The sequence below is a fragment of the Pontibacter populi genome (assembly GCF_040278685.1).
In the GTDB taxonomy this organism is placed as follows: Bacteria; Bacteroidota; Bacteroidia; order Cytophagales; family Hymenobacteraceae; genus Pontibacter; species Pontibacter populi.
This window is the reverse complement of record NZ_JBEOKT010000005.1, coordinates 239,407-264,320: the sequence shown is the minus strand read 5'-3', so window position 1 is coordinate 264,320 and position 24,914 is coordinate 239,407. Positions and strand designations below refer to the sequence as shown.

Sequence of the window (24,914 nt, the reverse complement as noted above, 5' to 3'; positions counted from 1 at the left end):
ACTATGCATAGCATTGCGGTAGACGTAGGCAACACAGGCACCAAGTATGGCATCTTTAAAGGGAATGATCTTGTAAAACAGGGCTATTTCCAGGGAATGGAAAACTTCCCGGAAGAGATAACCAACTGTACTTTTGAGCATGCCATAGTTGCCAGCGTAGCCGCTGATGCTGCAAACTATAGTGCAATGCTGCCTGTAACCGGTAACATTATAACGTTATCGGCACAGACAGCCTTGCCTGTTTTAAACAGCTATAAGACCCCGCAAACGCTGGGGGCAGACAGAATTGCAGCGGCCGTAGGGGCTAATTATTTTTTTCCAGGGCGCAACTGTTTGGTTTTTGATGCCGGCACTGCCATTACCCACGAGTTTGTAACCGCTGAAGGTAGTTACGAGGGCGGCGGCATAGCACCAGGCCTGCGCATGAAATTAAAGGCGCTGCATACTTTTACCGAAAGGCTGCCGTTAATAGACCAAATTCCTGATAACTTTCCACTAACCGGTCAGTCAACACAAGAATCAATTTTAAGTGGCGTTTTAGCAGGCACAGTTGCAGAACTGAATGGCCTGATACAGTTATATTCTGAAAAAGCACCGGATTTAACGGTTATACTTTGCGGTGGCGACGCAGGATTTTTTGAAAGTAACTTAAAAGGACGCATCTTTGTAATTCCTGAATTAGTCTTGATCGGGCTTCATAGAATTTTGACGTATAATGTATAAATCACTTCGCGCCCTTGTTTGCGCCGCGGTACTTTGCTTTTCGTATGGGGCACAGGCCCAAAACATTGGCAATGCTCCTTATTCACGCTACGGCCTAGGCGAGTACAACTATAACACAGGCAATATCCGGAATGCAGGTATGGCCAACACCGGTATAAGTGCAGCCAACAGTTTCCAGATAAATACGGCTAACCCTGCTTTGCTATACTATAACACCCTTACAGCTTTTGAGATTGGTGTTAACGGCGAAATAAAAAAACTGGAAAGTGGATCAGGATCGCAGACAGACGGAACGGCAAACTTGTCGAATGTTTCCTTATCTATACCTGTTTCCAAGCGATGGACCACAGCCCTGAGCCTGCGCCCTTACTCTTCAGTGGCGTACGAGGTTTCTACTACATCGCAGCTAAACCCTACAGCTACTGCTACTGAAGCTTATAAAGGAGAAGGCGGCATTTCTGAACTATACTTCGGGCATGGTGTGAGAATAACGAAGGGCTTAACAATAGGGGCAAGCGCTTCCTACCTGTTCGGTTCTATTATCAAAGAATCATCAACCTCTATAAACGATACAGAAATACCGGAAGCAAGAGGCGAGTCTGTTGTATTAAGTGAAAAAACAAAATACAACGACCTGCTTTTCAGAACCGGGGCAAACTATAGAGCGAAGCTGAAAGACCAGTTATTTATAAGCGCAGGAGCAGTTTATAGTTTAAAAGCTGACCTTGGTGCGGAACGTAAATCATCTTTTGAGCGCCGCGACTTTTTTGGTGCAGTAAAAGAAGCCATGTATGCTGATAGCGCAAGCAGCAAGGTAAATATACCTTCGAGCTTTGCAGCAGGTTTAAGCCTTGATAATGGTTCTAACTTAACTGTTGCCGCAGATTATTACGCACAGAAATGGTCTGAATTCAGAAACTTCAGAGGCGAGCAGGAACTGGCAGACAGCTACCGTGCAAGCCTTGGCGCCGAATATACCCCTGATGCAAACTCGGTAGGTAACTATTTTGAGCGTATTACTTACCGTGCAGGTCTGTACTATGGCAATTCGCCTTACGAGTTCAACAACGAGCAGATAAAAGACAAAGGCTTTACAGTAGGTGCAACGCTGCCTTTTGGGCGCTCAACTATCTATGACCTGTACCAGTTGAACACAGCGTTCGGTTACGGCACACGCGGTACTTCTGATAATGGACTTATAAAAGAAAATTACTTCAAGTTCAGCGTTGGCTTTACCGTTAACAGCCGCTGGTTCATAAAGCGCAGACTCGAGTAACGATCTTATAGTTTAATCTATAGCATAGAAGGCCGTTGTAAAGCGGCCTTTCTTGTATTATAGGCAACCGTAAACCCAGGTCTGGTACAGATTCGCATAAAATTTGCTAAATTCACAGAAACCATAACGCAGGAGATGAACATAAAAGGGTGGCTATATTTATTTTTGCTGACCATAACTATAGCAGGTGCCGGTTGCCAGAAAGAGCTGAAGGACCCGGATAAAGAAGTGAAGTATACCGGGCCTGTAATGGAGAACAAAGATGTTTTCACACTTTACAGCGACTCTGCCAAACTGATGATCCGGATGAAGGCTCCCGTGCAGCAGGAGTTCGAGCAAGGTGACGGTGTATTTCCGAAAGGTTTTAATGTAGAGTTCTTCCAACAACCTGGTAAGGTAACATCTACCATGCGCGCAGACTATGGCAAGCAAACCAAGGGCAGCGAACTATATTATGCGAGAGGCGACGTGCAGGTACACAACATTCTGAAAGGGGAGAAGCTCGAAACCGAAGAACTATACTGGGACAGGCGCCGCCGCAAGATCTATACAGATAAGTTTGTGAAGATAACAACCCCTAACCGCGTGGTTACAGGCCAGGGCCTGCAGTCGGACCAGAACTTCGATAACTATACTATAAAAAAGATAACAGGGGTGTTTGAGATAGAAGAGTAATGAACCAAAAACTTTTAAATACCATTTTATTATCGCTGGCATTCGTGACCATCGTTATCGGCATCCACAGAAGCATTGAAGAAAAGGACATTGCCGGCAACTACTGGATTTTTATGATCGCGCTGGTGCTGTTTATAGTTTACAGGCACCTTAAAAAGAACACCAAGGCCTAAAGCCAGGCTTTTTATAAATGATAGAACCTTATCAGATCATACTTTTAGTTACAGGGCTCGCGTTCTCTGCTTTCTTTTCAGGCATAGAGATCGCGTTTATGTCGGTTAACAAACTGCAGATAGAGCTTAGCGAAAAGAATGGGGTATTGTCAGGGCGTATACTATGGCATCTGCTCAAACACCCGGCACGCCTGATGGGTACAGCCCTAATTGGCAACACGCTGGCGTTGGTGCTGTATGGCTTTGCAATAGCCGGTGTATTACACACATTGCTGTCGCAGGTTTTCCCGGAGCAACTGCAGTTCGACCTGCTTATAGTTATAATACAGGTGGCTGTAGCATCGGTGGTGGTGCTTTTTACAGCCGAATTTTTGCCGCGCAGCCTTTTCGTTATTAATCCTAACCGAATGCTGCAGGTATTAGCTTTGCCTATAGTAGTGTTTTATTACCTTCTTTACCCGGTAGTTATAGTTATAGTTAGCCTGAGCAAGTTGGTAGCCGAGAAAGTATTTAAGATCGAGTTTTCTGATCAGAAGCCGGTTTTCGGCTTTACAGACCTGAATGCCTATATCAAGAACCGCCTTTACCAACCCGAGCAGGAACATGCCCCGGAAGTAGACTCAGAGATATTCCATAATGCGCTGGAGTTTAAAACCGTGAAGGTGCGCGAGTGTATGGTACCCCGTACCGAGATAGAAGCTGTGGAAGTAGACGACTCTGTCGAAAAACTTCGGCACGCTTTTACCGCAACAGGCCATTCCAAGATTCTGATCTACCGCGATAACATTGACAACATAATTGGGTATTGCCACCAGCTCGACATGTTTAAGCAGCCAAAACGCATTGAGGATATACTCTCAGTGGTAAGCCTGGTGCCGGAAAGCATGCTGGCCAGCGAGCTGTTTGTAAAGTTTGTGGCAGAACATCGGAGCGTGGCTGTAGTGTTGGATGAGTTTGGCGGAACAGCCGGTATAGTTACCGTGGAAGACGTGATTGAAGAAATTTTTGGGGAAATTGAGGACGAATATGACCTTGACGAAACGCTTTTAGAGCAGGTAATACCCGAAAAAGGCATATATACCTTAAGTGGCCGCCTGGAAGTTGATTACCTGAACGATAAATACGAACTTGGCCTGCCGGAAGGCGATTACGAGACGCTGGGCGGGTTTATTTTTTCTGTTGTCGGCGAAATACCGTCGTCGGGCGATGTCATTGAGTATCCGCCGTTCCATATCACGATACTTTCGATGGATGAAAACCGGATAAATACCGTGCGGCTCGTGAAAACATCAGAGTTTCAGGGAGAAACAGAACGTTAAACAGAATTGCATAAAATTTTGAATTTTAGCGCGATTAACCTTATTTTGCACAATCCTTTTTATAAGTTAAACAGATAATGGCATTAATTAACAAGATTAGAGAGAAGTCTGGTTGGGCCGTAGGCGCCATTGCCATTGGGCTTGGTATATTTGTAGTAGGCGGAGACCTGCTCGGACCAAACTCAAGGCTTCTTGGAAACGACTCCAACGAGATTGGCGAGATAGCTGGTGAAACAATTGAATACCAGGAGTTTGATGAGGTTTTTCAGCAACTGAAGACCAACTATGAGAATCAGACAGGCAGATCTGCCAACGAAGGCGAGCTTGCTATGCTGCGTGAGCAGGCATGGAACCAACTGATCTTTAAAATTGCCCTAGAGAAAGAGTACGAGCGCCTTGGTATCGAGGTATCGGAAGAAGAGTTGTTTGACATGGTCCAGGGTAACAACATCCATCCAGCCGTTCGTCAGGCATTTACTAACCCGCAAACTGGCGAGTTCGACCGCGCACAGGTGGTGCAGTACCTACAGAACATGGTACCAGCAGACCGACCAATGTGGACGAATTTTGAGCAGGGCGTAGCATCTGACCGTGTACGTGCCAAGTACAGCAACCTGCTTAGTAAGTCGGTTTACGTAACTACAGCAGAGGCTAAAAACTTCTTTAGCGCGCAAAATGCTACAGCTTCTGTAAAAGTATTGTATGTGCCTTATTTCACCATATCTGATTCTGCGGTAAGCGTAACAGATGCGCAGCTGAAAGATTTTTATGAGCGCAACAAAGAGCTTTACAAAGTAGAGGAAGGCCGTAACATAGAGTATGTAACTATACCGGTTACTGCATCGCAGGAAGACAACAAGACATACGAAGAGGAAATGGCATCTGCAGCGAAGCAATTTGCAGCAGCAACCAACGATTCAGCTTTTGTTAATGCTAACTCAGATCAGCCATTTAACGGCACTTACTTAACACCAGGTGAACTGCCGGAGCAACTACGCACTGTAACCCTGGAAGAAGGTAAAGTTTATGGCCCTTATACTACTGCAGAGTCTTACTCGCTTTACAAAGTAATTGATGTGAAAGATGGTGGTAAGAGTGCTGCAAAAGCAAGCCACATCCTTATAAAGCCGGAGAGCGATACTCCTGAAGCAAAAGCTGCTGCAAAAGCAAAAGCAACTGATGTACTGAATCAGATTCAGAAAGGTGCTGACTTTGCTCAGATGGCAGCGCAGCATGGCTCTGATGGTACCGCCTCTACAGGTGGTGACCTGGGTTGGTTCCAGACTGGCCAGATGGTACCTGCTTTCGAGAAAGCGGTATTTGGTGCTACATCAGCAGGTTTATTACCAGAGCTGGTAGAGACAGAATACGGTTACCATATCGTAAAAATTACTGCGCCTAAAACAAGCCGTAGCTATAAAATTGCTGCAATCGAACGCGCAATGGAGCCAAGCGAGTCTACACGTGATGCAGCCTATGCTGTAGCCGACGAATTGTCTGGTACAAGCGGTAGCCTGGAGGAGTTCCGTGCAAACGTAGAGCAGAACAAAGCCCTTGCGAAGCAGGAAGTGAAAGAGATCGGTAAGAATAACATTGTTGCCGGTGGTCTTAACAATGCCCGCGAGCTAGTACGCTGGACATATGCTAAGGACACTGAAGTTGGCGATGTTTCTCCGGTGTTCGAGATCGAAGATCAGTTTGTGGTGGCTGTACTTACAGGCAAGCGCGAAAAAGGCTATGCTAAAGTAGAGGATATAAAAGATGAACTTACTGCTGCTGTTCGTAACGAGCTGAAAGCAAAACAGATCATCGAGAAAATACAGAAAACAAAAGGCACTGTAGACCAGATGGCTGCTGCTTATGGCCCGGATGCAATGCTTAGAACTGCTGATGACGTAACATTTGCTTCCGGCACTATACCGGGTATTGGCCTGGAGCCTGTGGCAGTTGGTAAAACATTTGGCCTTAAGCCAGGTGGCCGTACTGCTCCTTTCGAAGGCAATGGAGGAGTTATAGTAGTAGAGCTTGTAAATGTTACAAAAGCACCTGAAGTTCAAGACCTGTCTGGCGTAAAGCAGCAACTTGTAAACATGCGCTCTGCTAACGCAGAAAGCCAGGCTTTTGAAGCTATCAAAGAAAAAGCAAACATCACTGACAACCGTGTTAGATTCTTCTAAGCCACGTTGCCAACATACTAGAAGAGCCACTCCCAACAGAGTGGCTCTTTTGTTTTATAGGATATCAGAACTATAAGCTTTAATTTAAAGTAGAGAACCGCTAAAGTTCGTATATCAAGTTCAGGCAAACTCTCGTTTTAAGTACACCTATGGCCCTACTCAAAAAAACATACCTGTTGCTGGCGCTTTGCTTAACTATAGTTGCAACTATAGCGCATGGGCAAACCCAGGACCTGGAGCTGGCCCGGGAGTATTTCAGTAAAGGAGAATACCAGAAAGCTGCCGCGCTCTACGAAAAGCTGGTAGAAGACAAGCGCCTCTTCTCATTAACTTACCCGGATTATCTGAAAACTCTATTGGCGCTGCGGGACTATAAAGAGGCCGAAAAGCTGGTAAAGCGGACTATAAAACAGAACCCCGGCAACTATAATTTTGAGGTTGATCTGGGTATGGTGTACCAGGCTGCAGGCGATAAGTCGGGAGCTGAGAAACACTTCAGTAAGATCATTCAACAGATGAGCCCGGAGGCAACGGTTGCGGTAGCCAGCGCTTTTATACAGAACGAACTATACGACTATGCCGAGAAAGCCTACCTGCGTGGCCGCGAACTAAGCAAAAACCCGCTGGAGAATAACCGCCCGCTGATAGCGCTCTATAGTTACCGGCAGAAAAATGAAGCCCTGATACCTGAAGTATTGAACCTGTTGCAGGAGAATGAAACTGAAGTAGGCTACGTGCAGAACATGCTGCAAAACAGTGTGCGCGACGAAAAGACCCAGGATGCATTAGAGAAAGAGCTGATCATGCGCGTGCAGCAGAACCCGGATAAACTAGCTTACAGTGAATTGCTGATCTGGCTATATGTGCAGCGCCTGGATTTTTATGGTGCCCTGATGCAGGCTCGTGCCGTTGATAAACGGACAAGGAGCGGCGGATCGAGGGTGATGGAGCTTGGTGCGATAAGTGCCAGGAATAAAGACTATAGCAGTGCAATAGAAGCGTACGAATACATTATTAGTGAGTATCCGGAAGGCCCATATTACCTGGTAGCACGGCAGCGCCTTATAAATGCCCGCGAAGAACAGGTGCAGAATACCTTCCCGGTTGATCAGGAAAAGATACGTGCTCTTATTGCAGACTATAATGCCCTGCTGACTGAAGTTGGACGTAGCGCTTCTACAGTAGAAGTACTGCAACACATGGCAAACCTGTATGCCTTTTATCTTGATGATAAAGCCAAAGCCATAGAATTGCTACAGGAAGCGATAGCAATGCCCCGTGCCAATGCAAACCTGGTAGCTGAAAGCAAACTTACTTTAGGGGATATTTATGTATTGAAAGGCGAACCGTGGGAAGCTACGCTGCTTTACTCGCAGGTAGAAAAATCGCACAAAGATACCCCGATCGGCTATGATGCAAAACTGCGGAATGCCCGCTTAAGTTACTATAAAGGAGACTTCGAACTGGCCCAGGCCCACCTCGATATTCTGAAATTAGCTACCAGTCGCGAAATTGCCAACGATGCCATGGACCTGGGCCTGCTGATAACAGATAATACCGGACTGGATACTTCCACTACAGCTATGGAGGAGTACGCAGCCATAGAGCTGCTTGTGTTCCAGAATAAGCTACAGCAGGCCCTTACCAGCTTAGATGGCATGCTGAAAAAATACCCCGGCCATAGTTTAACCGATGAGATATATTTCCAGAAAGCAGGTATACAGGAACGCATGGGTAATTTTACGGAAGCAGTTGCCAGCCTACAACATATCGTTGGAAACCCGCAATACGACATCCTCAGCGACGACGCCCTGTTTAAGATGGCCTACATCTACGAAGAGAACCTGAAAGACACTACTAAAGCGCAGGAACTATACAACGACCTTCTTAAAAAGCACCAAGGCAGCATCTTCGTAGCCGAAGCCCGCAAACGTTTCCGTAAGTTGCGTGGTGATACGGTTAACTGAGCAGATTTATAGTTGGTGTTATCCAACCACCTCCAACCCTTCTCATGAATCAAGTCCGGGATCTACAACTTCTCTAAGACTGGGAGTTTTTCGGCCTTTGCCAATTTTCAAACTATAGTTCTATAGTTGCCGTTTGTCATCCCCCTACCCCCTTCAAAGGGGGACTTTTTGCCGCTACTTTTCAACTGTCATTTCGACGAAAGGAGAAATCTGGTATCGTTCTATTGCTGCAGGTATAGAGCGGACAGGTCGCGACCTGTCCCTACGGAAATACATTCCTGATAAATCTCGAAGCTTACCGGTTAAACAATAGACAGGCTGTTACTATCGAACTGATATCAGTCTTTGGGTTGAGCGCCTTGTGAATATCTGGTGCCGTCAGGCATTGCGACGAAGGAGCAAAAGAGATTCGCGCAGTGCGATGCCCGAAGACGAGGCCTCCCGGCCGTGAGGGCACCAAAGCTGAATTGAAACGATGGGTTTGAAGAGCTCCCAGGATTAGAGGTGATTTGAAAGGATAGCTTGGTTCAAAATGAAAGGAAATCTAACTATAGAACCTAGATTTCTCCTGACGTCGAAATAACAAAATGGAACGATAGTACACATAGGATTTCTGGGCTATCGCTCGAAATATCAGAAAACTTAACTGAAGAAGATAAAAAGGAAAAGTATAAACAAGAGGAAGAACCCATACATGACCAGATCGAGGGAGTAATCCTTATACTTATTAAATATTTCTATGAATCGTTTCACGGTGCAGGCTGTTGTAGTAATACAAAAGTAAAAAAATCAGGCGAAAGATGACCAGGCAGTGAAGCACTCGAAAACTAAAACCTGTTTAATTTAGTTACCTTTGCACCGGAACAGATAGCAAGTCCGAGAAGCATTATGGAGAAAAGGTGGGTATATAAGCAGCAAGTATCTGAAGAGATAGTAGGCAACCTGGCAGAAAGCCTGAAGGTGAGCCCTACTATAGCCAACATACTTTGCCAGCGCGGTGTCTGCAATTTCGAAGAGGCTAAATCCTTTTTTAGGCCGTCTATGGCCGATTTGCACGATCCCTTCCTGATGAAGGACATGCACCTTGCTGTTAACCGTTTGACAGAAGCGCTGCACCGTTCCGAAAAAATTCTGGTTTATGGCGATTATGATGTAGATGGTACCACTTCGGTAGCGCTTATGTATGGTTTCCTGCGACACTACACCCACCAGATCGAGTTCTACATCCCAGACAGGTACAAAGAAGGCTATGGCGTTTCTACGGCAGGTATAGAGTATGCTGCAGAAAATGGTTTTGGTCTCATCATCAGCCTCGACTGTGGTATCAAATCTGCTGATAAAGTAGCTTATGCAGCCAGTCTAGGTATCGATTTTATTATCTGCGATCACCACTTACCCGACGAAGATGTGCCTCAGGCAGTAGCCGTTCTGGACCCGAAACAGGTAGATTGCCCTTATCCATTTAAAGAGCTGTCGGGTTGTGGTGTTGGGTTTAAGCTGTTGCAGGGGTTTTGTTTGCAGAATGGCGTAGAACTGGAAGAGCTTTCCAATTTCCTGGACCTGGTAGTGGTAAGCATTGCTGCCGATATAGTTCCTATAGTTGGTGAGAACCGAATACTGGCCTACTATGGTTTGCAGCTATTAAATGGTCCGCAGGCAACGCGCCCGGGCCTGGAAGCTTTGAAAGACCTGGCTGGTATAACAGGTGAGATGGATATTACGAGTATTGTATTCGGTTTCTCGCCACGCATAAACGCTGCCGGCCGTATGGGTGATGCCAAAAATTCGGTTCGGATGCTGCTTGCTCAAACAAAAGATGAAGCCTTTAAGATGGCTGACATTATAAACGAGTCTAACAAGGAGCGCCGCAGCAAAGACAGCAACATTACCAAAGAAGCACTGCAGATGATCGAGGAAGATGATTTTCTGCGGAGCGCGAACTCTACGGTTTTGTACAAAGAGAGCTGGCATAAAGGAGTTATTGGTATAGTTGCATCGCGTTGTATTGAGAAATACTACCGCCCAACTATAATACTTACAGAATCGAATGGTAAAGCCTCTGGCTCGGCACGCTCAGTACACGGGTTTAACGTGCACAGTGCCATAGAAAGCTGCTCAGACCTTTTAGACCAGTATGGTGGGCACATGTATGCGGCAGGCTTAACATTACCTGTTGAGAACATTCCGGCTTTCAGAGAGCGCTTTGAGCAGTTTGTATCCAATGTTATTACCGAAGATCAGAAGACGCCACAGATAGAGATAGATGCTAAGATCAGTTTCAGCCAGATCACGCGTAACTTCTTTGGTATTATAAAGCAGATGGAGCCATTCGGACCGGGCAATATGCGCCCTGTGTTTGTATCCGAGTGTGTGTATGATACCGGTAACCTGCGTGTAGTTGGCGATACTCACCTGAAATTGCGCCTGACCCAGGACGGTTACACTTCTTTCGATGCGATTGCTTTTGGGTTCGGCGACTTCTATCACCACATCTCTAAAGGTATTCCGTTTGATGTTTGCTATACGATTGAAGAGAATAACTACAGAGGCAACATCACTACTCAACTTTCCATTAAAGACATCCGCTTTAAATAAAAAAGCAACCTGTACTTGCTGTAGAGGCTGCTTTCCTGTAAAATCTATAGTTGCTGAACTATGGCTGCGGATACTTATGCTTTAATTGTTGTAATGGGCTGATCTGCTCGGTGGTAGTTACAAAATCAGGCAGGCAAAGCTCGGTCAGCTTATCCATATCACCGGCAAAGAAGTTAATATCAACAGCTGCGTTAATGCCGGCAACAGAACCACGGTCGGTAAACTGCCAGAACATCCAGCTATCCGTATGGTGAATCTCCGGTTTTACATCGCTGTAGCGGGCAATCCAGAAATGATAATCAGTAAAATGTCCTTTTAACCAGCGGCGGTAATAATTCTGGCTGGTATAGATAATTGGTCTTACGCCATAGTATTGAGTTACTGCTTCCAGCCATGTTTTAAGGTCGGCACGCAGTTGCTCGCCAGTCATGCCTGGTTTCGCTACTTCAATATCCAGCACAGGGGGCAAATCGCCGGGAGCGAGTGTTACGGTGCTCGTAAAAAGCTTTATCTGATCCTGAACGGGAGCTTCGGGCTTATAGAAATGGTAAGCGCCGCGCTTAATACCATTGCGTTTGGTTTCTTCCCAGTTACGCTCAAAAAATGGATCTAACCTGAAATCTCCTTGTGTTGCCTTTACAAAGGCAAACGTTACACCTGCATCTTTCACCTGCATCCAATCCACTTCTTTCTGCCACCTTGATACGTCGATACCTTTAAGCGAGGAACTGGTATTGCTCTTGGTTTCGCCGCTATTATCTATAGTTCTGACAACCATATTTTCGGCAGAAACAGTATTAAAACCTGTTATGGAAGTATACCATAGCAGGCCGGTAAGCGCAAAGTGTTTGCCTAAAGATAGGAGTAAAGAAAGCGTCATAATCAGGTGTTTGGCTAAAAGTATTTTAATTTATGTAACTACCCGCTGATAAACAAGTCGATATAGCAACTTTTATACAGATTGTTAATAAAGTTAAATTGTACAAAAGCTGGAGTCCCGTATGCAACACCTTCCTTATAACGAAAAGTTACAACCTTGCAGTATGAAACTATAATTCCGTAACTTAGCCTCATGATACTCAGAGCTGAACACTTATTTAAAAAATATAAATCGCGCCATGTTGTAAACGATGTGAGCGTGGAAGTGAACCAGGGTGAGATTGTAGGATTACTTGGCCCGAATGGTGCCGGTAAAACTACCTCCTTCTACATGATCGTGGGGCTGGTAAAGCCTAATTCGGGCAAAATTTACCTGGATACAGAAGATATTACTGACCTGCCCATGTACCAAAGAGCCAAACGCGGCGTTGGATACCTGGCTCAGGAAGCATCTGTGTTTCGCCAGTTAACAGTAGAAGAAAATATTCTGGCAGTACTGGAAATGACTAACAAGTCCAAGGAAGAGCAGCACCAGAAAGTAGAAGAACTGCTGGAGGAATTTTCGCTGACCCATGTGCGTAAAAATAAGGGAGTTGTACTATCCGGTGGTGAGCGCCGCCGTACCGAAATTGCCCGCGCTCTAGCCGTGGATCCGAGCTTTGTTTTGCTCGATGAGCCTTTTGCAGGTGTAGACCCTATTGCGGTAGAGGAGATACAAAGTATAGTTGCCAAGCTGAAGAGCAAAAACATCGGCATCCTTATAACGGACCATAACGTAAACGAGACCCTCTCGATTACCGACCGCGCTTACCTGCTATTCGAAGGGAAGATCCTGAAATCTGGTACTGCCGAAGAACTAGCCGCTGACGAACAGGTGCGCCGTGTGTATTTAGGTAAGCATTTTGAGTTAAAAAGGAAGGTCTGAACAGTTATCAGTGATTAATTAGCAGTAAACAGTATCACGTTTTAATTGTATATGAGCAATAATAACCTTTATAGCAAGTGTTATGCTTTTGCAATTAGAATAGTGAAAGCTTACCAGCATCTTAGTACGGATAAGAAGGAGTTTATACTTTCTAAACAACTACTGAAAAGCGGCACTTCTATCGGGGCAAATGTTGCAGAAGCTAATGGTGGTATATCTACAGCAGATTTTTCATCAAAAGTATCTATAGCTTATAAAGAGAGTTTGGAAACTAAATATTGGCTAAGTCTACTTAAGGATACTGGCTATTTAGATGCTACCATTGCTGATAGTATGATGAAAGATGCAGATGAGCTTAGTAAGATTTTATTCTCTATCTTAAAGACAACAAGAATTAATCCTAAAGTATAGCAGCACAGGATTTCCAAAACTGATTACTGCTTATTGTTAACTGTTAACTGTAATTTGTGGAAATAATAAACTCAATAGTAACCTGGGTAATGAAGAAGCGGATCCATGATATAGATTTGTTTCGGAAATACCCGCATGAGGTGCAAAATGAGCTGTTTCAGAACCTGATAAGTACTGCAAAAGGTACAGAATGGGGAAAGAAATACGGCTACGGTGATGGGCTTTCGGTGAGAGAGTTCCAGGAGCGTGTGCCGGTTACTACTTACGAGGAACTATATCCCTACATTGAGCGCGTGATGATGGGTGAGCAGAATCTGCTCTGGCCTAGTAAGATTGAGTGGTTCGCCAAATCATCGGGCACAACCAACGCCCGTAGCAAGTATATCCCTGTTAGCCCGGAAAGTTTGGAAGATTGCCACTACAAAGGTGGTAAGGATATGCTGTCTATCTATGTCAATCTTTATCCTGAAACAAAGCTATTTACTGGCAAAGGATTGTCAATAGGAGGGAGCCATCGCCCAAGCGAACTCAATGCGAAGGTAAATTGTGGCGACGTATCGGCAGTGATCATGCAAAACCTGCCTATATGGGCGGAAGCCATGCGCACGCCGCCGCTTAAAGTTGCCCTGATGGACAAGTGGGAGGAGAAGATCGAGAAAATGGTGGAGCTGACCGTGCAGGAAAATGTAACCAGCATGAGCGGTGTACCCACCTGGACCTATGTGCTCCTGAAACGTATTCTGGAAGTTACCGGAAAAGACAACATTCTGGATATATGGCCAAACCTGGAGCTCTTTACACATGGCGCAGTGGCTTTTGGTCCTTATAGGCAGTTATTCAAAGAGATCATTCCTTCTGATAAGATGAATTACCTGGAAGTATACAATGCTTCGGAAGGATTTTTCGGGATACAGGACCAGGCCGGAACGGAAGATGAAATGCTGCTGATGCTGGACTATGGCGTATACTATGAGTTTATACCGATGGACCAGTTTGATGAAGAGAACCCTAAAACGCTGACGCTGGAGCAGGTGGAGTTAGGAAAGAACTATGCTATAGTTATCTCTACAAACGCAGGATTATGGCGCTATAAAATAGGGGATACAGTACGTTTTACTAGCCTTAGTCCGTATCGCATTAAAATATCAGGCCGTACCAAGCACTTCATAAATGCCTTCGGCGAAGAAGTTATAGTTGAAAACGCAGAAGCTGCTATTACCAAAGCCTGCGAAGCAACCGGAGCCATCATCACAAACTTTACTGCTGCGCCAATCTTTATGGAGAGCGGCAAGCGCGGTGGCCACGAATGGCTGATTGAATTTGAGAAGCAACCGGATAACCTGAAGCAATTCACGTACCTGCTCGACGAAACACTGCGCGAAGTAAATTCCGATTACGATGCCAAGCGTCAGAATGACATTGCCCTGCAAGGCCCGATCGTACACGCTGCCCCACAAGGTACTTTTATGAACTGGCTCCGCGATAAAGGCAAACTAGGCGGACAAAATAAAGTACCACGCCTCAGCAACTCCCGCGAATACCTGGAAGAGATCATGCAGGTAAACGGGCTATAGAAAGTTCTGAGTTTCGAGTCCTGAGTTACGAGTTAACAAAATAAAATCCCCGGCAAATATAGAACTGCCGGGGATTTTATTTTTAAGAGCTATACTTCAAGTATAACCCATTTATAATTTCTAATTCATAATTGGGAGTGCAGCGACCTCTACTCCAGGAAACTACTCAAAATGCTGCCTTCTTTTTTAGCGTTTTCGCCTTGTGGCATCAGCGCCTGAATCAGTTTCTTAACTGGCATAGACTGTAGCCACACGCGGCCAGTACCACGCAGCGTTGCCAGGAACAAACCTTCTCCACCAAATATCATCGACTTTAAGCCGCCGGCACGCTGCACACTAAAATCTATCCCTTCTTCAAAAGCAACTACGCAGCCCGTATCTACTCTTAAGGTTTCGTTGTTCAGTTGCTTCTCAACTATAGTTCCGCCGGCGTGTATAAAGGCCATGCCATCGCCTTGCATCTTTTGCAGTATAAATCCTTCGCCACCAAAAAAACCAGCCCCTAAACGCTGGTTAAAATGAATGCTGAGCTTCGTACCCAATGCCGCTGCCAGGAAAGCGTCTTTTTGCGTGATGAGTGTACGGTTACGCACTGTTGTCAGATCGACGGACAGAATAGTGCCCGGGTAAGGAGCAGAGAACGCAACACGACTTTTGCCGTGGCCCATGTGGGTAAAGTGCGTCATGAACAGCGATTCGCCCGTAATCAATCGGCTGCCTGCAGATACCAGTTTCCCTAAAAAGCCCTGGCTTGGGTTAGAGCCATCGCCCATTTTAGTCTGGAAGTCGATGCCTTCTTCCATGTATACCATAGCACCGGCTTCGGCAATTACCGTTTCCTGCGGGTCGAGTTCAATCTCCAGCACCTGTATGTCGTTGCCAAAGATCTTGTAGTCAATTTCGTGTGAGTTTCTCATAGTCAGATTATGATTTGTTATAGTAAAGCAAGATAAGAAATTAGCAGAAATTGAGCGGCAACTATAGTTTAACTTGCTCCATTGGTTAGTGAAGGAGGCCTAAACTATAGTTAATCTTCGTCGTCCTCCTCGTCGGCTTTGCGCTTTGGTTTTACAGGCAGGTCGTCTTCGTCATCCGATACAGAGCTCGTGCCTCGTACAAAATCCTCGTCGGTTTCTTCTACTTCTTCACCTTCTTCCACGTGATATTCTTCTTCCTCTTCGCGCTTGGCTTTCTCGGCAGCGTCCCGTTTCTGTAGCTTCTTGTCGTCTACATTTTTGTTCAGGAACTCGTTTATCTTATCAATGCTATAGTTTGAGATGATCTCACCGTGCTCGTTTACCTTTATCTCGAAGCCTTCCAGGTCTTTATGCACTTTAGATTTCTTTTTGCTTTTATCGGGTTTCTTATTTCTGGCCATGTTATTTATAGTTTGTATTCCCTGATGTTATAAGTAGAAACAGGTAAATAGTTACGGTTTACACGGCTAGCTATAGTTTGCTGCAATAAAAAAGGCTGACCCATTTACGGATCAGCCTTCTGTTTATAGTTTGGGTTGCTTACTCGGCAGCAGCGTACTGGCTAAGTTTTGCAATAGCCGTTTCGATGCGGCTTATAGTTTCCTCACGGCCAATAATCTCGATGATCTGCATCAGGTCAGGGCCGGCTTCGGCACCGGTTACAGCAAGGCGAAGTGCCTGCATTACCTGGCCGATCTTCATGCCGTTACGCTCCAGTATAGTTGTAAGCAGCTCTTTTACGGAGTCAGCGTTGAAGTCAGCTATAGTTGGTAACTCGTTCTTAAACTGCTCAAACACGGCAACCGACTGCGCATTCCATTTTTTAGAAGCTACCTTGTCGTTATACTCTTCCGGGGCTACAAAGAAATAAGCTGCCTCTTTCCAGAAATCCTGCGGGAAGCTTATACGCTCTTTCATTAGTCCGGCTACTTTGGAGGCTTTCTCGTGCGTGCAATCGATATTATGCTCTTCTAAAGCAGTTAACAGGTAGTTTGCCAGTTCGCTGTCAGGTTTGGCACGCAGGTATTGTTCGTTAAACCAACGGGCTTTCTGAATATCGAAACGTGTACCTGATTTACCGATACGCTCTATTGTAAACTCGTTTGCCAGCTCTTCCATCGAGAATATTTCCTGCTGTGTGCCCGGGTTCCAGCCCAGGAAAGCCAGGAAGTTAACGAAAGCATCAGGCAAATAACCGGCCTCACGGTAACCAGAAGATATCTCACCTGTAAACGGATCCTGCCAGTGCAGTGGAAATACCGGGAAGCCCAGCTTATCGCCGTCACGCTTGCTCAGTTTTCCGTTTCCGTCTGGCTTCAGCAGCAATGGTAAGTGTGCAAACTCAGGCATGGTAGCTTCCCAACCTAAATAGCGGTACAGCAATACGTGCAGCGGTGCAGATGGCAACCACTCTTCCCCACGGATTACGTGCGTTATCTTCATCAGGTGGTCATCCACGATGTTGGCCAAGTGATACGTTGGCATGCCATCCGACTTCATCAATACTTTATCATCTATAGAAGAAGAATGCACCATAACCCAGCCACGGATCATGTCTTTCAGGCGGATCTCTTCTTTACGCGGTACTTTCAAGCGGATCACATACGGTGCGCCAGACTCCAGAAGCTTTTTCACTTCATCTTCGGGCATGGTAAGCGAGTTACGCATAGTTGCGCGCGTAATAGCGTTATACTGCGGGGTAGCTACTTTAGCAGCTTTCAGGCGCTCACGCATCGCATCCAGCTCCTCGGCAGTATCGAAGGCATAGTACGCATGGCCGGCATCAATAAGCTGCATAGCATACTGCATGTACATCGGCTTGCGCTCCGACTGGCGGTAAGGCGCATAAGGGCCGCCATTCCATGGGCTCTCATCCAGCTCAATGCCACACCACTCCAGCGACTGACGGATATAGTCTTCAGCACCCGGTACAAAACGGTTCTGGTCTGTATCCTCGATGCGCAGTATCATTTTGCCGCCTGTTTTGCGGGCCAGCAGGTAATTGTAAAGGGCCGTGCGAACACCGCCTATATGAAGTGGCCCGGTCGGGCTTGGGGCAAAGCGTACTCTAACTTCTCTTTCCATGTATGGTCGTCTCTTGTAATCTTCTAATTCGGGCGCAATTTACAAAATAAAGTATGTAATCGTAAGTATAACCTGCACCTTCGTTTGATGTTATACTTTATTCGTACTATGGCAAGTACAAACAATATCAGCTATTTGCGTATCAGCCTAAGTACACATATCTAAAACCAGCCGAATGGTACGCTCCCGACTACTTATGATCTGGCTTTTGCTTGAGGAAACCTGGCTGGAGTTCCTGGATAACAACTCTTTTCAGAAGGGAGCAGCGCTGGCGTATTACACCATCTTTGCGTTGCCACCCATGCTTATCATCATTATAAGTGCCAGTGGCTATTTCCTGGAAGAGCAGGCCGTATCGGGGGAGATATACTATAGAATTAAAGACCTGATAGGCTCGGAAGGAGCTTATGCTGTGCAGAAGATGGTCGAAAATGTAAACGCCTTTACCAACCTGAATCTGGCAGCTGTAGTTGGCGGTATTGCGTTGTTTATTGCGGCTACAGGCTTTTTCGTGTCGCTGCAGGACTCCTTGAATGAGATTTGGTATGTGAAACCCAAACCCAAGCGCGGCTACCTGAAATTACTGCTCGACCGCTTCCTTTCTTTTGGGATGATCCTGGTTATAACGATTATACTTTTACTGTCACTTCTGGCTAATACCATACTTGTTGTTATCGGCGATTTTATGACGGCACGGTTTTCTGGTTGGGTCGTGTACATTCTGCACGCAGCTAATTTTATGTCGAGCCTGGTTATGATGTCGTTTCTGTTTGCCTGCATTTACAGGTTTCTGCCGGATGCCAAGATAAAATGGCGCGATGTATGGGTAGGCGCTATAGTTACGGCAGTGCTGTTTTCGATCTTCAGGGGAATCATCGGGTTTTACCTGGGCAAAAACGATGTGGCTTCTGTTTATGGAGCGGCAGGCTCAGTGGTAATAATACTGACGTGGGTGTTCTTTACCTCGCAGATCATCTTTTTCGGGGCAGTGTTCACGTTTGTTTTCTCACGCAAATATGGCCACAACATTTATCCGGCCAACTATGCTGTCAGGGTTATTCGCCAGGAAATAGAAGTAGGCAACTCAGCAGTAAACGCCGAGCCCGGCAAACACGCTAAGGAAGTATATGGCGAAGAAACTATAGTTGTTCCTGAAATCGGCCCAGAAGAAGCCGATAAGGAACATGGAGCGAATATTTGAAAGTTAGAGAGTTTAGGAGTTAGAGATTTGAGGAGTTCTGTGTGTTTGCTTTAACTATAGCATTACAGCCTACACTATAACTATAACAGTAATTCCCCTCTTGGGAGGGGCAGGGGTGGGTTGAAACGTTACTATGAAACTATAAATCAAACTATAGCGAAGACGTAAAATTCCTCGCCTTAGACTACCTAGAAGCGATTTCGAAGGTAGCGAGCGCAGCTCTGAGGGGTTAGGGGTGGTTGGACCAGTAACTATAGAGCTATAGCCAGCGTCGTTGCCATGCTTGTCCCTGTTGGGCCAGTTGAGTCAGGAGACTCAACACCATCCCAAGTCACGAGTCTGGAGACTCGCGCCCGTGGTATTTACTATAAAGCCAAGCCCTCAACTATAAACCGAATCCAAATCTTGTCAATCCTTTAATCCTGTAAATCTTGATTCAGAAAAAAAGGACAAAAAACCCGGAAGTATAGCTCCTTTGTCTTTTGTCCTTTGTCAAAGTATCTTTTAGCAAGCTCTACTTCACTGCAATACACGATATCTCCACATTCACATCTTTTGGTAAGCGGCTTACTTCCACGGTTTCGCGGGCAGGTGGATTGCTGGTAAAGTAGCTGCCGTACGTTTCGTTTATCTTGCCAAAGTTGTTCAGGTCTTTCACAAAAATTGAGCACTTTACAACGTTACTGAAGTCCATGCCTGCTTCCGTAAGTATAAACTGCAGGTTTTTCATCACCATGTGTGTTTCTTCTTCTATGCTGCCTGTTACCAGTTCGCCGGTTTGCTGGTTTAGCGGTATCTGACCTGAAACATAAAGTACGCCATTGGCCATAGTTGCCTGGCTGTATGGGCCGATCGGGGCCGGAGCATTATGTGAGTTAACGATAGTATGTGCCATTCTGAATAAGTTTAAATGTTTATCTTTACCATCAAAAGTACATAATTATGCACATACTTGTTTTGGCTGGCCCCGAAATGGCCGAAGAGTTCAGACAAAAGTTTCCGGTAACAAACAACGGTACGCGCTTTACTTTCCTACAAAGCCACAGTGTTATCGATGAGCAGTTAGAACCCTCTGATGTTGTTTTTGATTTCCTGCTGCACGAAGAGCCTGAGCGCCTGAGTTTTTATGCCCCTGAACAAGTAGTTTTCTGTAATGCCGCAACTATACAGCTGGCAGCGCTTGTAAAAGCTTCCGGAATACAGAATCCCTGCACGCTAATCGGTTTTAACGGACTTCCTTCTTTGTTTAACCGACCGGTTCTGGAAGTAAGTTTATACAATAAAAGATCTGAGTCGAAGCTGATTGAAGTGTGTAATGAGTTGGGAACGGAATTCCTGGTTGTAGAAGATCGTGTTGGAATGGTTACCCCCCGCATTATTTGCATGATCATAAATGAGGCCTGCTATACACTGCAGGAGCAAACAGCCGGAATAGAAGACATCGACCTTGGGATGAAATTAGGTACCAACTACCCAAAAGGTCCTTTTGAATGGGCTAACCAGATCGGAATAAAGAATGTGTATAGTTTGTTGCGGGCAGTTTACGAAGACACCAAAGAAGAGCGCTATAAAGTTTGCCCTTTACTAAAAACCAAATTCCTGAAAGGGGAGAAGTTTGAGCTATAAGTTATAGTTAACTATAAGCCATAAAAAAAGGAGACCTAAGCGGGTCTCCTTTTCTGTTTTATAACAACTATAGATTACTCCACTGTTACTGATTTTGCCAGGTTACGAGGCTGGTCTACATTACAACCGCGCATAACCGCAATGTGGTAAGACAGCAATTGAAGCGGCACCACAGACAGTAATGGCATCAGGTGTTCGCTGGTTTCAGGTATCTCAATTACGTGGTCAGCCATAGACGGTATAGTTGTGTCACCTTCGGTTACGATAGCAATTACTTTACCTTTACGGGCTTTCACTTCCTGCACATTCGATACGATCTTCTCATACGAGCTGTCTTTTGTAGCAATAACTACAACCGGCATCTGCTCATCAATCAGCGCGATCGGACCATGCTTCATTTCGGCAGCAGGGTAACCTTCAGCGTGTATGTAAGAGATCTCTTTCAGTTTAAGTGCGCCTTCCAGGGCAACCGGGAAGTTATACCCACGACCCAGATACAGGAAGTTGGTTGCATCTTTATAGATAGCCGCAATTTCTTCGATCTGCTTATCCAGTTTAAGTGTCTGCTCTACTTTAGCCGGTATCTGCTCCAGTTCAGCGATCAACTCGTGTAGTTTGGTAGTTTCTATAGTTCCACGCTTGCTGCCGATCATCATAGCAATAAGGGTAAGAACTGTTACCTGTGCTGTAAATGCTTTTGTAGAAGCCACACCAATCTCAGGGCCAGCGTGCGTATAGGCACCTGCATCTGTAGCACGGGCTATAGATGAACCAACTACGTTACAGATTCCGAAGATAGTAGCACCTTTTGATTTAGCCAGTTCTATAGCAGCCAGTGTGTCAGCCGTTTCACCAGACTGAGAAATAGCGATAACAATGTCGTTCTCGTTAACAATAGGATTACGATAGCGGAATTCAGAAGCATATTCTACTTCTACCGGTATACGTGCCAGGTCTTCAATCAGGTACTCGGCTACAAGGCCTGCATGCCAAGAAGTACCGCAGGCAACTATAAGTATACGCTGTGCATTTGCGAATTTATTTTCATACTCACGGATACCACCCATCATCAGGTGGTTGTTCTCCGCTATCATACGGCCGCGCATGCTGTCAAGTATCGAGCGAGGTTGCTCAAATATCTCTTTCAGCATAAAGTGCTCATAGCCACCTTTTTCAATCGACTCAAGAGCAAGCTCTAATCGCTGAACGTATGGTGTCTGCTTTACATCTTCTTTTGTACGGATATCCAGTTGGCCATCCTTAATTACCGCGATCTCAAAATCATTCAGGTAGATCACATCGTTCGTATACTCAATAATCGGGGTAGCATCAGAAGCAAAGAAGTATTCGCCCTCGCCGACACCAACTACCAGCGGGCTACCTTTACGGGCAGCAATCAGCTGGTTCGGATCATCTTTAGATAATACCACAATAGCGTAAGCACCTACTACTTCATGCAACGCAAGACGAACTGCTTCAACTAAGGTGCAACCTGTAGTAGTGCGGATGTCCTCGATCAGGTTAATGAAAACTTCAGAATCAGTATCAGACTGGAACGTATGGCCTTTCTCTAAAAGCAAAGTTTTAAGAGATGCATAGTTCTCGATGATACCGTTGTGGATGATGGCAATTTTACCTGATGTAGAGTAATGCGGGTGTGCATTTACATCGTTGGGTTCGCCGTGGGTAGCCCAACGGGTATGGCCCATACCAATATTGCCATGTACATTTTTGTCGGCTATAAATGCTTCGAGTTCGCTTACCTTGCCCTTCTTCTTATAAACATTAAGTTCACCGTTCATTAGTGCAACACCTGCACTGTCGTATCCTCTGTACTCGAGGCGCTTTAGGCCTTTAATAATGATAGGGCAAGCTTCTCTATGCCCAACGTATGCTACAATTCCGCACATAAGTCTGTTGTGTAAAAACTAAAATAGGTACCCACAAAAAATAGGTACCCGCAAAGGTACCTATTAAAAATATTTAATAATAAGATTAGTCCAGTTTTGTAAAGTAGATGCGCAGTTTCACACCTTGCTCTTCAGTGTTAACTATAATAGCTCTTTTAGGAATGCTTTCCAGACCTATTGTTCCCCCACCATTTGAAGAAGCTAAATATCTGCCCGGTGTGATCAACAGACCATCATTTGGCTTGTCGCCGCGCAGTATAGCCTGCACATAAGCCGTTACATTTACTTTGTAGCTACCTACACCAGTTCTTACCTCGTTGCTACCCTCTTTTCTGGTCTCAGCATCAAATTGCAAGTAAGTCGGGAAACTATAGTTATTGGCGCTCATGATACGCGCGTCATCAATAGGAACTGTTTTAGCTACACCACTTGATGTATACAGCACACGGTTTGAGCTATTGGTTTCGTAAATACCAAGTTGTAAGGGCTCTCTAAGCGTTGTAAACGAGTTGTTTTTAACTGGAACTACAAGCTCAGCCCTGTTAATAACAATATTGCCATACTTCTCTTTCAGTTCCTTAAGGTGTGGTATCGTTATTTTTGTAAACAGCTGTGTACCGGCTTGCACATAACTCTCACCTCCGGTTTGCGACGATGGCAACACTTTATATGGCGTTAAACCTGCCAGTGCGGTAGCGCTACGGTTAGTTTCTATTTTAGAGAAGTTACGGATGTTAGACCCATTCAATAAAAATGAGTGCTCTTTCCGGGTCGTATCATTTTTATAGTACAGCGTAAGCCTGGTTTTAGAAGACAGCGTATTCAGGCTGATCACTTCCCTTGGGTTTGCCTGTGTCGGAACTATAGCCAGACCTTTAAAGAACTGTACAAAATTGAACTGGTCCTTCAGGGTAGTTTTGCCTGACTGAGCCAGTATCTCGTTAGCCAGCGCCATATCCAGGTGTATTCTAACAGGCTCCGTGAACACAGGAGTTTTTACAGTTGCTGTAGACGTGTCGATAGGATCCGGGTCAAACGATACAGTTCCAAGCGGAGTGCTTTCGTAAGCCAGCGAAGAATTTGTAAAGTAAGATGCCTTATCCTGGAAGCCTTCTGTTAACCTGTGGATACTTAGGTTTAGCGGTGGATCATCAGAACCATAGATATCGGTTGTATAATCCAGCGTAAGCACAAGCGAGTCTGCTACCGGGTTTTCACCGAATTTCAGATCTAAGCCTGAAAGACCTACTTCTGTAAAGGCTGTAGCTTTTACATTGCCTAAAGTACCATCCTGGTAACCACCAACAGGCAGCGGATACTGTCTGAAAGCTAAAATAGAATCAGATTTAAGGACAGTGCCTGTATTTATAGTTAACGTATCGGTATAAAAAGCTCCGATCTGGTTTTCATCCTGAAGGTCTAAGCCTATGTCAGATGGGTCTTCGCAAGATGCAAGTGTAGCAATAGAAAAGAAGAAAAGGGTAAATCTTCTAACGGCTAAGTTCATTATACAGGTTATAGTATGAATCTGAAAGGGTGTCGTCGGCGGTAACAGTGCTGATGTTCTTGGCTGTAAAGTCGTTGAACAGAACATTGATGTTATCGCTGAAATCTTCGTTTGTTTTAATTACTGAATCGGCATACTCCATTCCTATTTTCAGGAAGCTGTCGATATCGGCAGACTTCAGGTGGTCCAGCATGCTGTCGTCAATATCCAGCATCTTTACTTTCTCCATTAAGTCGCCTGCAAATTTATGGGTATAGTTGTGGTTATACACCGTAAACATCGACTTAGAGTCTTTAAAGATCGGATCTTTCTTGTAAGTAGTTTTCAGGTACATTGGTATCAGGCCGGTCATCCAGTCGTTGCAATGTACAATGTCCGGAGCCCAACCCAGTTTCTTTACAGTTTCCAGCACGCCTTTGCAGAAAAAGATGGCACGCTCGTCATTATCCTGATGAAACTTGTTGTTCTTGTCAACAAAAACGGACTTTCTGTGGAAATAGTCTTCGTTGTCGATAAAATATACCTGTAATTTGGCATTTGGTATAGAAGCCACCTTGATTACCAGTGGTTTCTCGTCGTCGCCAACAGCAATGTTAATGCCTGAAAGACGAACAACCTCATGTAAACGGTTTTTGCGCTCGTTAATAATACCGAATCGCGGCACAAAGATACGTATCTCCATACCTCTTTCCTGCATCGCCTGTGGTAGCGTATTCAGAAACTCTGCTACTTTTGTGGTTTGAAGAAAGGGAAGGATCTCGGTGGCGGCGTACAGAATTCGCAATTTTGACATGAGTTTGTAATTAAAAATTAAAAGGCAACAGTATTGGGACGTGCAAAATTAGTATTTTTTATTCTAATTTTCAATTTTATCTGCTGTGACTTACTTTTGCCGGCTTTTATAGTTTTAACAC

At 45.2% G+C, this 24,914-nt stretch carries 21 protein-coding genes; 13 read left to right on the top strand and 8 right to left on the bottom strand.

Annotated elements, in window-relative coordinates; all coding sequences use genetic code 11:
* Positions 1-3: 3 nt before the first annotated feature.
* From ABS362_RS07735 to recJ, 8 genes are all read left to right on the top strand, one after another.
* On the top strand, positions 4-723 hold the full coding sequence (locus ABS362_RS07735) for a type III pantothenate kinase (protein WP_350411826.1): 720 nt from the start codon (positions 4-6) through the stop codon (positions 721-723).
* On the top strand, positions 716-1,999 hold the full coding sequence (gene bamG / locus ABS362_RS07730; RefSeq protein ID WP_350411825.1) for a BamG family beta-barrel-assembly machinery protein: 1,284 nt from the start codon (positions 716-718) through the stop codon (positions 1,997-1,999). Before ABS362_RS07735 ends, bamG begins: the two co-directional genes overlap by 8 nt.
* Positions 2,000-2,134: 135 nt before the next feature.
* Complete coding sequence (lptC, locus tag ABS362_RS07725) at positions 2,135-2,674, top strand: LPS export ABC transporter periplasmic protein LptC (RefSeq protein WP_350411824.1); 540 nt, start codon at positions 2,135-2,137, stop codon at positions 2,672-2,674.
* Positions 2,674-2,847, top strand: coding sequence for a hypothetical protein (locus ABS362_RS07720; RefSeq protein WP_350411823.1), 174 nt, complete (start codon positions 2,674-2,676; stop codon positions 2,845-2,847). Before lptC ends, ABS362_RS07720 begins: the two co-directional genes overlap by 1 nt.
* 17 nt (positions 2,848-2,864) lie before the next feature.
* A complete protein-coding gene (locus ABS362_RS07715) occupies positions 2,865-4,166 on the top strand; it encodes a hemolysin family protein (protein WP_350411822.1) in 1,302 nt (433 codons plus the stop codon).
* A 77-nt stretch (positions 4,167-4,243) separates the two neighbouring features.
* Positions 4,244-6,343: a peptidylprolyl isomerase gene (locus ABS362_RS07710; protein WP_350411821.1), complete on the top strand. Its 2,100-nt coding sequence runs from the start codon at positions 4,244-4,246 to the stop codon at positions 6,341-6,343.
* 149 nt (positions 6,344-6,492) lie between these two features.
* Positions 6,493-8,310, top strand: a complete 1,818-nt coding sequence (locus tag ABS362_RS07705; RefSeq protein ID WP_350411820.1) for a tetratricopeptide repeat protein — start codon at positions 6,493-6,495, stop codon at positions 8,308-8,310.
* Positions 8,311-9,198: 888 nt separating this feature from the next.
* Positions 9,199-10,905 carry a single-stranded-DNA-specific exonuclease RecJ gene (recJ, locus tag ABS362_RS07700; protein ID WP_350411819.1) on the top strand — a complete coding sequence of 569 codons (1,707 nt, stop codon included), beginning with the start codon at positions 9,199-9,201 and terminating at the stop codon, positions 10,903-10,905.
* A gap of 58 nt (positions 10,906-10,963) precedes the next feature.
* Here recJ and ABS362_RS07695 read toward each other — a convergent pair whose 3' ends face one another.
* Positions 10,964-11,785: a glycoside hydrolase family 25 protein gene (locus ABS362_RS07695; protein ID WP_350411818.1), complete on the bottom strand. Its 822-nt coding sequence runs from the start codon at positions 11,783-11,785 to the stop codon at positions 10,964-10,966.
* A 192-nt stretch (positions 11,786-11,977) separates the two neighbouring features.
* Here ABS362_RS07695 and lptB point away from each other — a divergent pair, with 192 nt between their 5' ends.
* From lptB to ABS362_RS07680, 3 genes are read left to right on the top strand one after another with little or no spacing between them, the layout of a single operon-like run.
* On the top strand, positions 11,978-12,709 hold the full coding sequence (gene lptB, locus ABS362_RS07690) for an LPS export ABC transporter ATP-binding protein (RefSeq protein ID WP_350411817.1): 732 nt from the start codon (positions 11,978-11,980) through the stop codon (positions 12,707-12,709).
* Between the two features lie 51 nt (positions 12,710-12,760).
* Positions 12,761-13,120, top strand: coding sequence for a four helix bundle protein (locus ABS362_RS07685; RefSeq protein WP_350411816.1), 360 nt, complete (start codon positions 12,761-12,763; stop codon positions 13,118-13,120).
* A 56-nt stretch (positions 13,121-13,176) separates the two neighbouring features.
* On the top strand, positions 13,177-14,694 hold the full coding sequence (locus ABS362_RS07680) for a GH3 auxin-responsive promoter family protein (protein ID WP_491568578.1): 1,518 nt from the start codon (positions 13,177-13,179) through the stop codon (positions 14,692-14,694).
* A gap of 149 nt (positions 14,695-14,843) precedes the next feature.
* Here ABS362_RS07680 and ABS362_RS07675 read toward each other — a convergent pair whose 3' ends face one another.
* The 3 genes from ABS362_RS07675 to gltX form a co-directional block, all read right to left on the bottom strand.
* Positions 14,844-15,611 (bottom strand): TIGR00266 family protein, encoded by a 768-nt coding sequence (locus ABS362_RS07675; RefSeq protein WP_350411814.1) that lies wholly within the window; start codon positions 15,609-15,611, stop codon positions 14,844-14,846.
* A 110-nt stretch (positions 15,612-15,721) separates the two neighbouring features.
* Complete coding sequence (locus ABS362_RS07670; RefSeq protein WP_350411813.1) at positions 15,722-16,072, bottom strand: hypothetical protein; 351 nt, start codon at positions 16,070-16,072, stop codon at positions 15,722-15,724.
* A 139-nt stretch (positions 16,073-16,211) separates the two neighbouring features.
* The gene (gene gltX / locus ABS362_RS07665; protein ID WP_350411812.1) at positions 16,212-17,756 is read right to left on the bottom strand and encodes a glutamate--tRNA ligase; all 1,545 of its coding nucleotides are present in this window, start codon (positions 17,754-17,756) and stop codon (positions 16,212-16,214) included.
* Between the two features lie 175 nt (positions 17,757-17,931).
* Between gltX and ABS362_RS07660 the strand changes: the two genes are divergently transcribed.
* A complete protein-coding gene (locus ABS362_RS07660; RefSeq protein WP_350411811.1) occupies positions 17,932-18,957 on the top strand; it encodes a YihY/virulence factor BrkB family protein in 1,026 nt (341 codons plus the stop codon).
* A 514-nt stretch (positions 18,958-19,471) separates the two neighbouring features.
* Here ABS362_RS07660 and ABS362_RS07655 read toward each other — a convergent pair.
* A complete protein-coding gene (locus ABS362_RS07655) occupies positions 19,472-19,852 on the bottom strand; it encodes a RidA family protein (RefSeq protein WP_350411810.1) in 381 nt (126 codons plus the stop codon).
* A 47-nt stretch (positions 19,853-19,899) separates the two neighbouring features.
* Here ABS362_RS07655 and ABS362_RS07650 point away from each other — a divergent pair, with 47 nt between their 5' ends.
* Positions 19,900-20,583 (top strand): 3-hydroxyacyl-CoA dehydrogenase family protein, encoded by a 684-nt coding sequence (locus ABS362_RS07650; RefSeq protein WP_350411809.1) that lies wholly within the window; start codon positions 19,900-19,902, stop codon positions 20,581-20,583.
* A 74-nt stretch (positions 20,584-20,657) separates the two neighbouring features.
* Here ABS362_RS07650 and glmS read toward each other — a convergent pair whose 3' ends face one another.
* From glmS to ABS362_RS07635, 3 genes are all read right to left on the bottom strand, one after another.
* Positions 20,658-22,493, bottom strand: a complete 1,836-nt coding sequence (gene glmS, locus ABS362_RS07645) for a glutamine--fructose-6-phosphate transaminase (isomerizing) (RefSeq protein WP_350411808.1) — start codon at positions 22,491-22,493, stop codon at positions 20,658-20,660.
* A gap of 85 nt (positions 22,494-22,578) precedes the next feature.
* A complete protein-coding gene (locus ABS362_RS07640) occupies positions 22,579-24,000 on the bottom strand; it encodes a DUF4270 family protein (protein WP_350411807.1) in 1,422 nt (473 codons plus the stop codon).
* Positions 23,984-24,793 carry a glycogen/starch synthase gene (locus ABS362_RS07635; protein WP_350411806.1) on the bottom strand — a complete coding sequence of 270 codons (810 nt, stop codon included), beginning with the start codon at positions 24,791-24,793 and terminating at the stop codon, positions 23,984-23,986. Before ABS362_RS07635 ends, ABS362_RS07640 begins: the two co-directional genes overlap by 17 nt.
* Positions 24,794-24,914 lie beyond the last annotated feature (121 nt).

What these genes read in the sequence shown, in the direction of transcription:
- recJ (WP_350411819.1), top strand. Translation starts at nt 9,199, where the DNA reads ATGGAGAAAAGGTGGGTATATAAGCAGCAAGTATCTGAAGAGATAGTA.
- ABS362_RS07735 (WP_350411826.1), top strand. Translation starts at nt 4, where the DNA reads ATGCATAGCATTGCGGTAGACGTAGGCAACACAGGCACCAAGTATGGC.
- ABS362_RS07640 (WP_350411807.1), bottom strand. Translation starts at nt 24,000, where the DNA reads ATGAACTTAGCCGTTAGAAGATTTACCCTTTTCTTCTTTTCTATTGCT.
- bamG (WP_350411825.1), top strand. Translation starts at nt 716, where the DNA reads ATGTATAAATCACTTCGCGCCCTTGTTTGCGCCGCGGTACTTTGCTTT.
- ABS362_RS07705 (WP_350411820.1), top strand. Translation starts at nt 6,493, where the DNA reads ATGGCCCTACTCAAAAAAACATACCTGTTGCTGGCGCTTTGCTTAACT.
- ABS362_RS07655 (WP_350411810.1), bottom strand. Translation starts at nt 19,852, where the DNA reads ATGGCACATACTATCGTTAACTCACATAATGCTCCGGCCCCGATCGGC.
- ABS362_RS07720 (WP_350411823.1), top strand. Translation starts at nt 2,674, where the DNA reads ATGAACCAAAAACTTTTAAATACCATTTTATTATCGCTGGCATTCGTG.
- ABS362_RS07675 (WP_350411814.1), bottom strand. Translation starts at nt 15,611, where the DNA reads ATGAGAAACTCACACGAAATTGACTACAAGATCTTTGGCAACGACATA.
- ABS362_RS07650 (WP_350411809.1), top strand. Translation starts at nt 19,900, where the DNA reads ATGCACATACTTGTTTTGGCTGGCCCCGAAATGGCCGAAGAGTTCAGA.
- ABS362_RS07695 (WP_350411818.1), bottom strand. Translation starts at nt 11,785, where the DNA reads ATGACGCTTTCTTTACTCCTATCTTTAGGCAAACACTTTGCGCTTACC.
- ABS362_RS07710 (WP_350411821.1), top strand. Translation starts at nt 4,244, where the DNA reads ATGGCATTAATTAACAAGATTAGAGAGAAGTCTGGTTGGGCCGTAGGC.
- glmS (WP_350411808.1), bottom strand. Translation starts at nt 22,493, where the DNA reads ATGTGCGGAATTGTAGCATACGTTGGGCATAGAGAAGCTTGCCCTATC.
- gltX (WP_350411812.1), bottom strand. Translation starts at nt 17,756, where the DNA reads ATGGAAAGAGAAGTTAGAGTACGCTTTGCCCCAAGCCCGACCGGGCCA.
- lptB (WP_350411817.1), top strand. Translation starts at nt 11,978, where the DNA reads ATGATACTCAGAGCTGAACACTTATTTAAAAAATATAAATCGCGCCAT.
- ABS362_RS07670 (WP_350411813.1), bottom strand. Translation starts at nt 16,072, where the DNA reads ATGGCCAGAAATAAGAAACCCGATAAAAGCAAAAAGAAATCTAAAGTG.
- ABS362_RS07660 (WP_350411811.1), top strand. Translation starts at nt 17,932, where the DNA reads ATGGTACGCTCCCGACTACTTATGATCTGGCTTTTGCTTGAGGAAACC.
- ABS362_RS07685 (WP_350411816.1), top strand. Translation starts at nt 12,761, where the DNA reads ATGAGCAATAATAACCTTTATAGCAAGTGTTATGCTTTTGCAATTAGA.
- lptC (WP_350411824.1), top strand. Translation starts at nt 2,135, where the DNA reads ATGAACATAAAAGGGTGGCTATATTTATTTTTGCTGACCATAACTATA.
- ABS362_RS07715 (WP_350411822.1), top strand. Translation starts at nt 2,865, where the DNA reads ATGATAGAACCTTATCAGATCATACTTTTAGTTACAGGGCTCGCGTTC.
- ABS362_RS07635 (WP_350411806.1), bottom strand. Translation starts at nt 24,793, where the DNA reads ATGTCAAAATTGCGAATTCTGTACGCCGCCACCGAGATCCTTCCCTTT.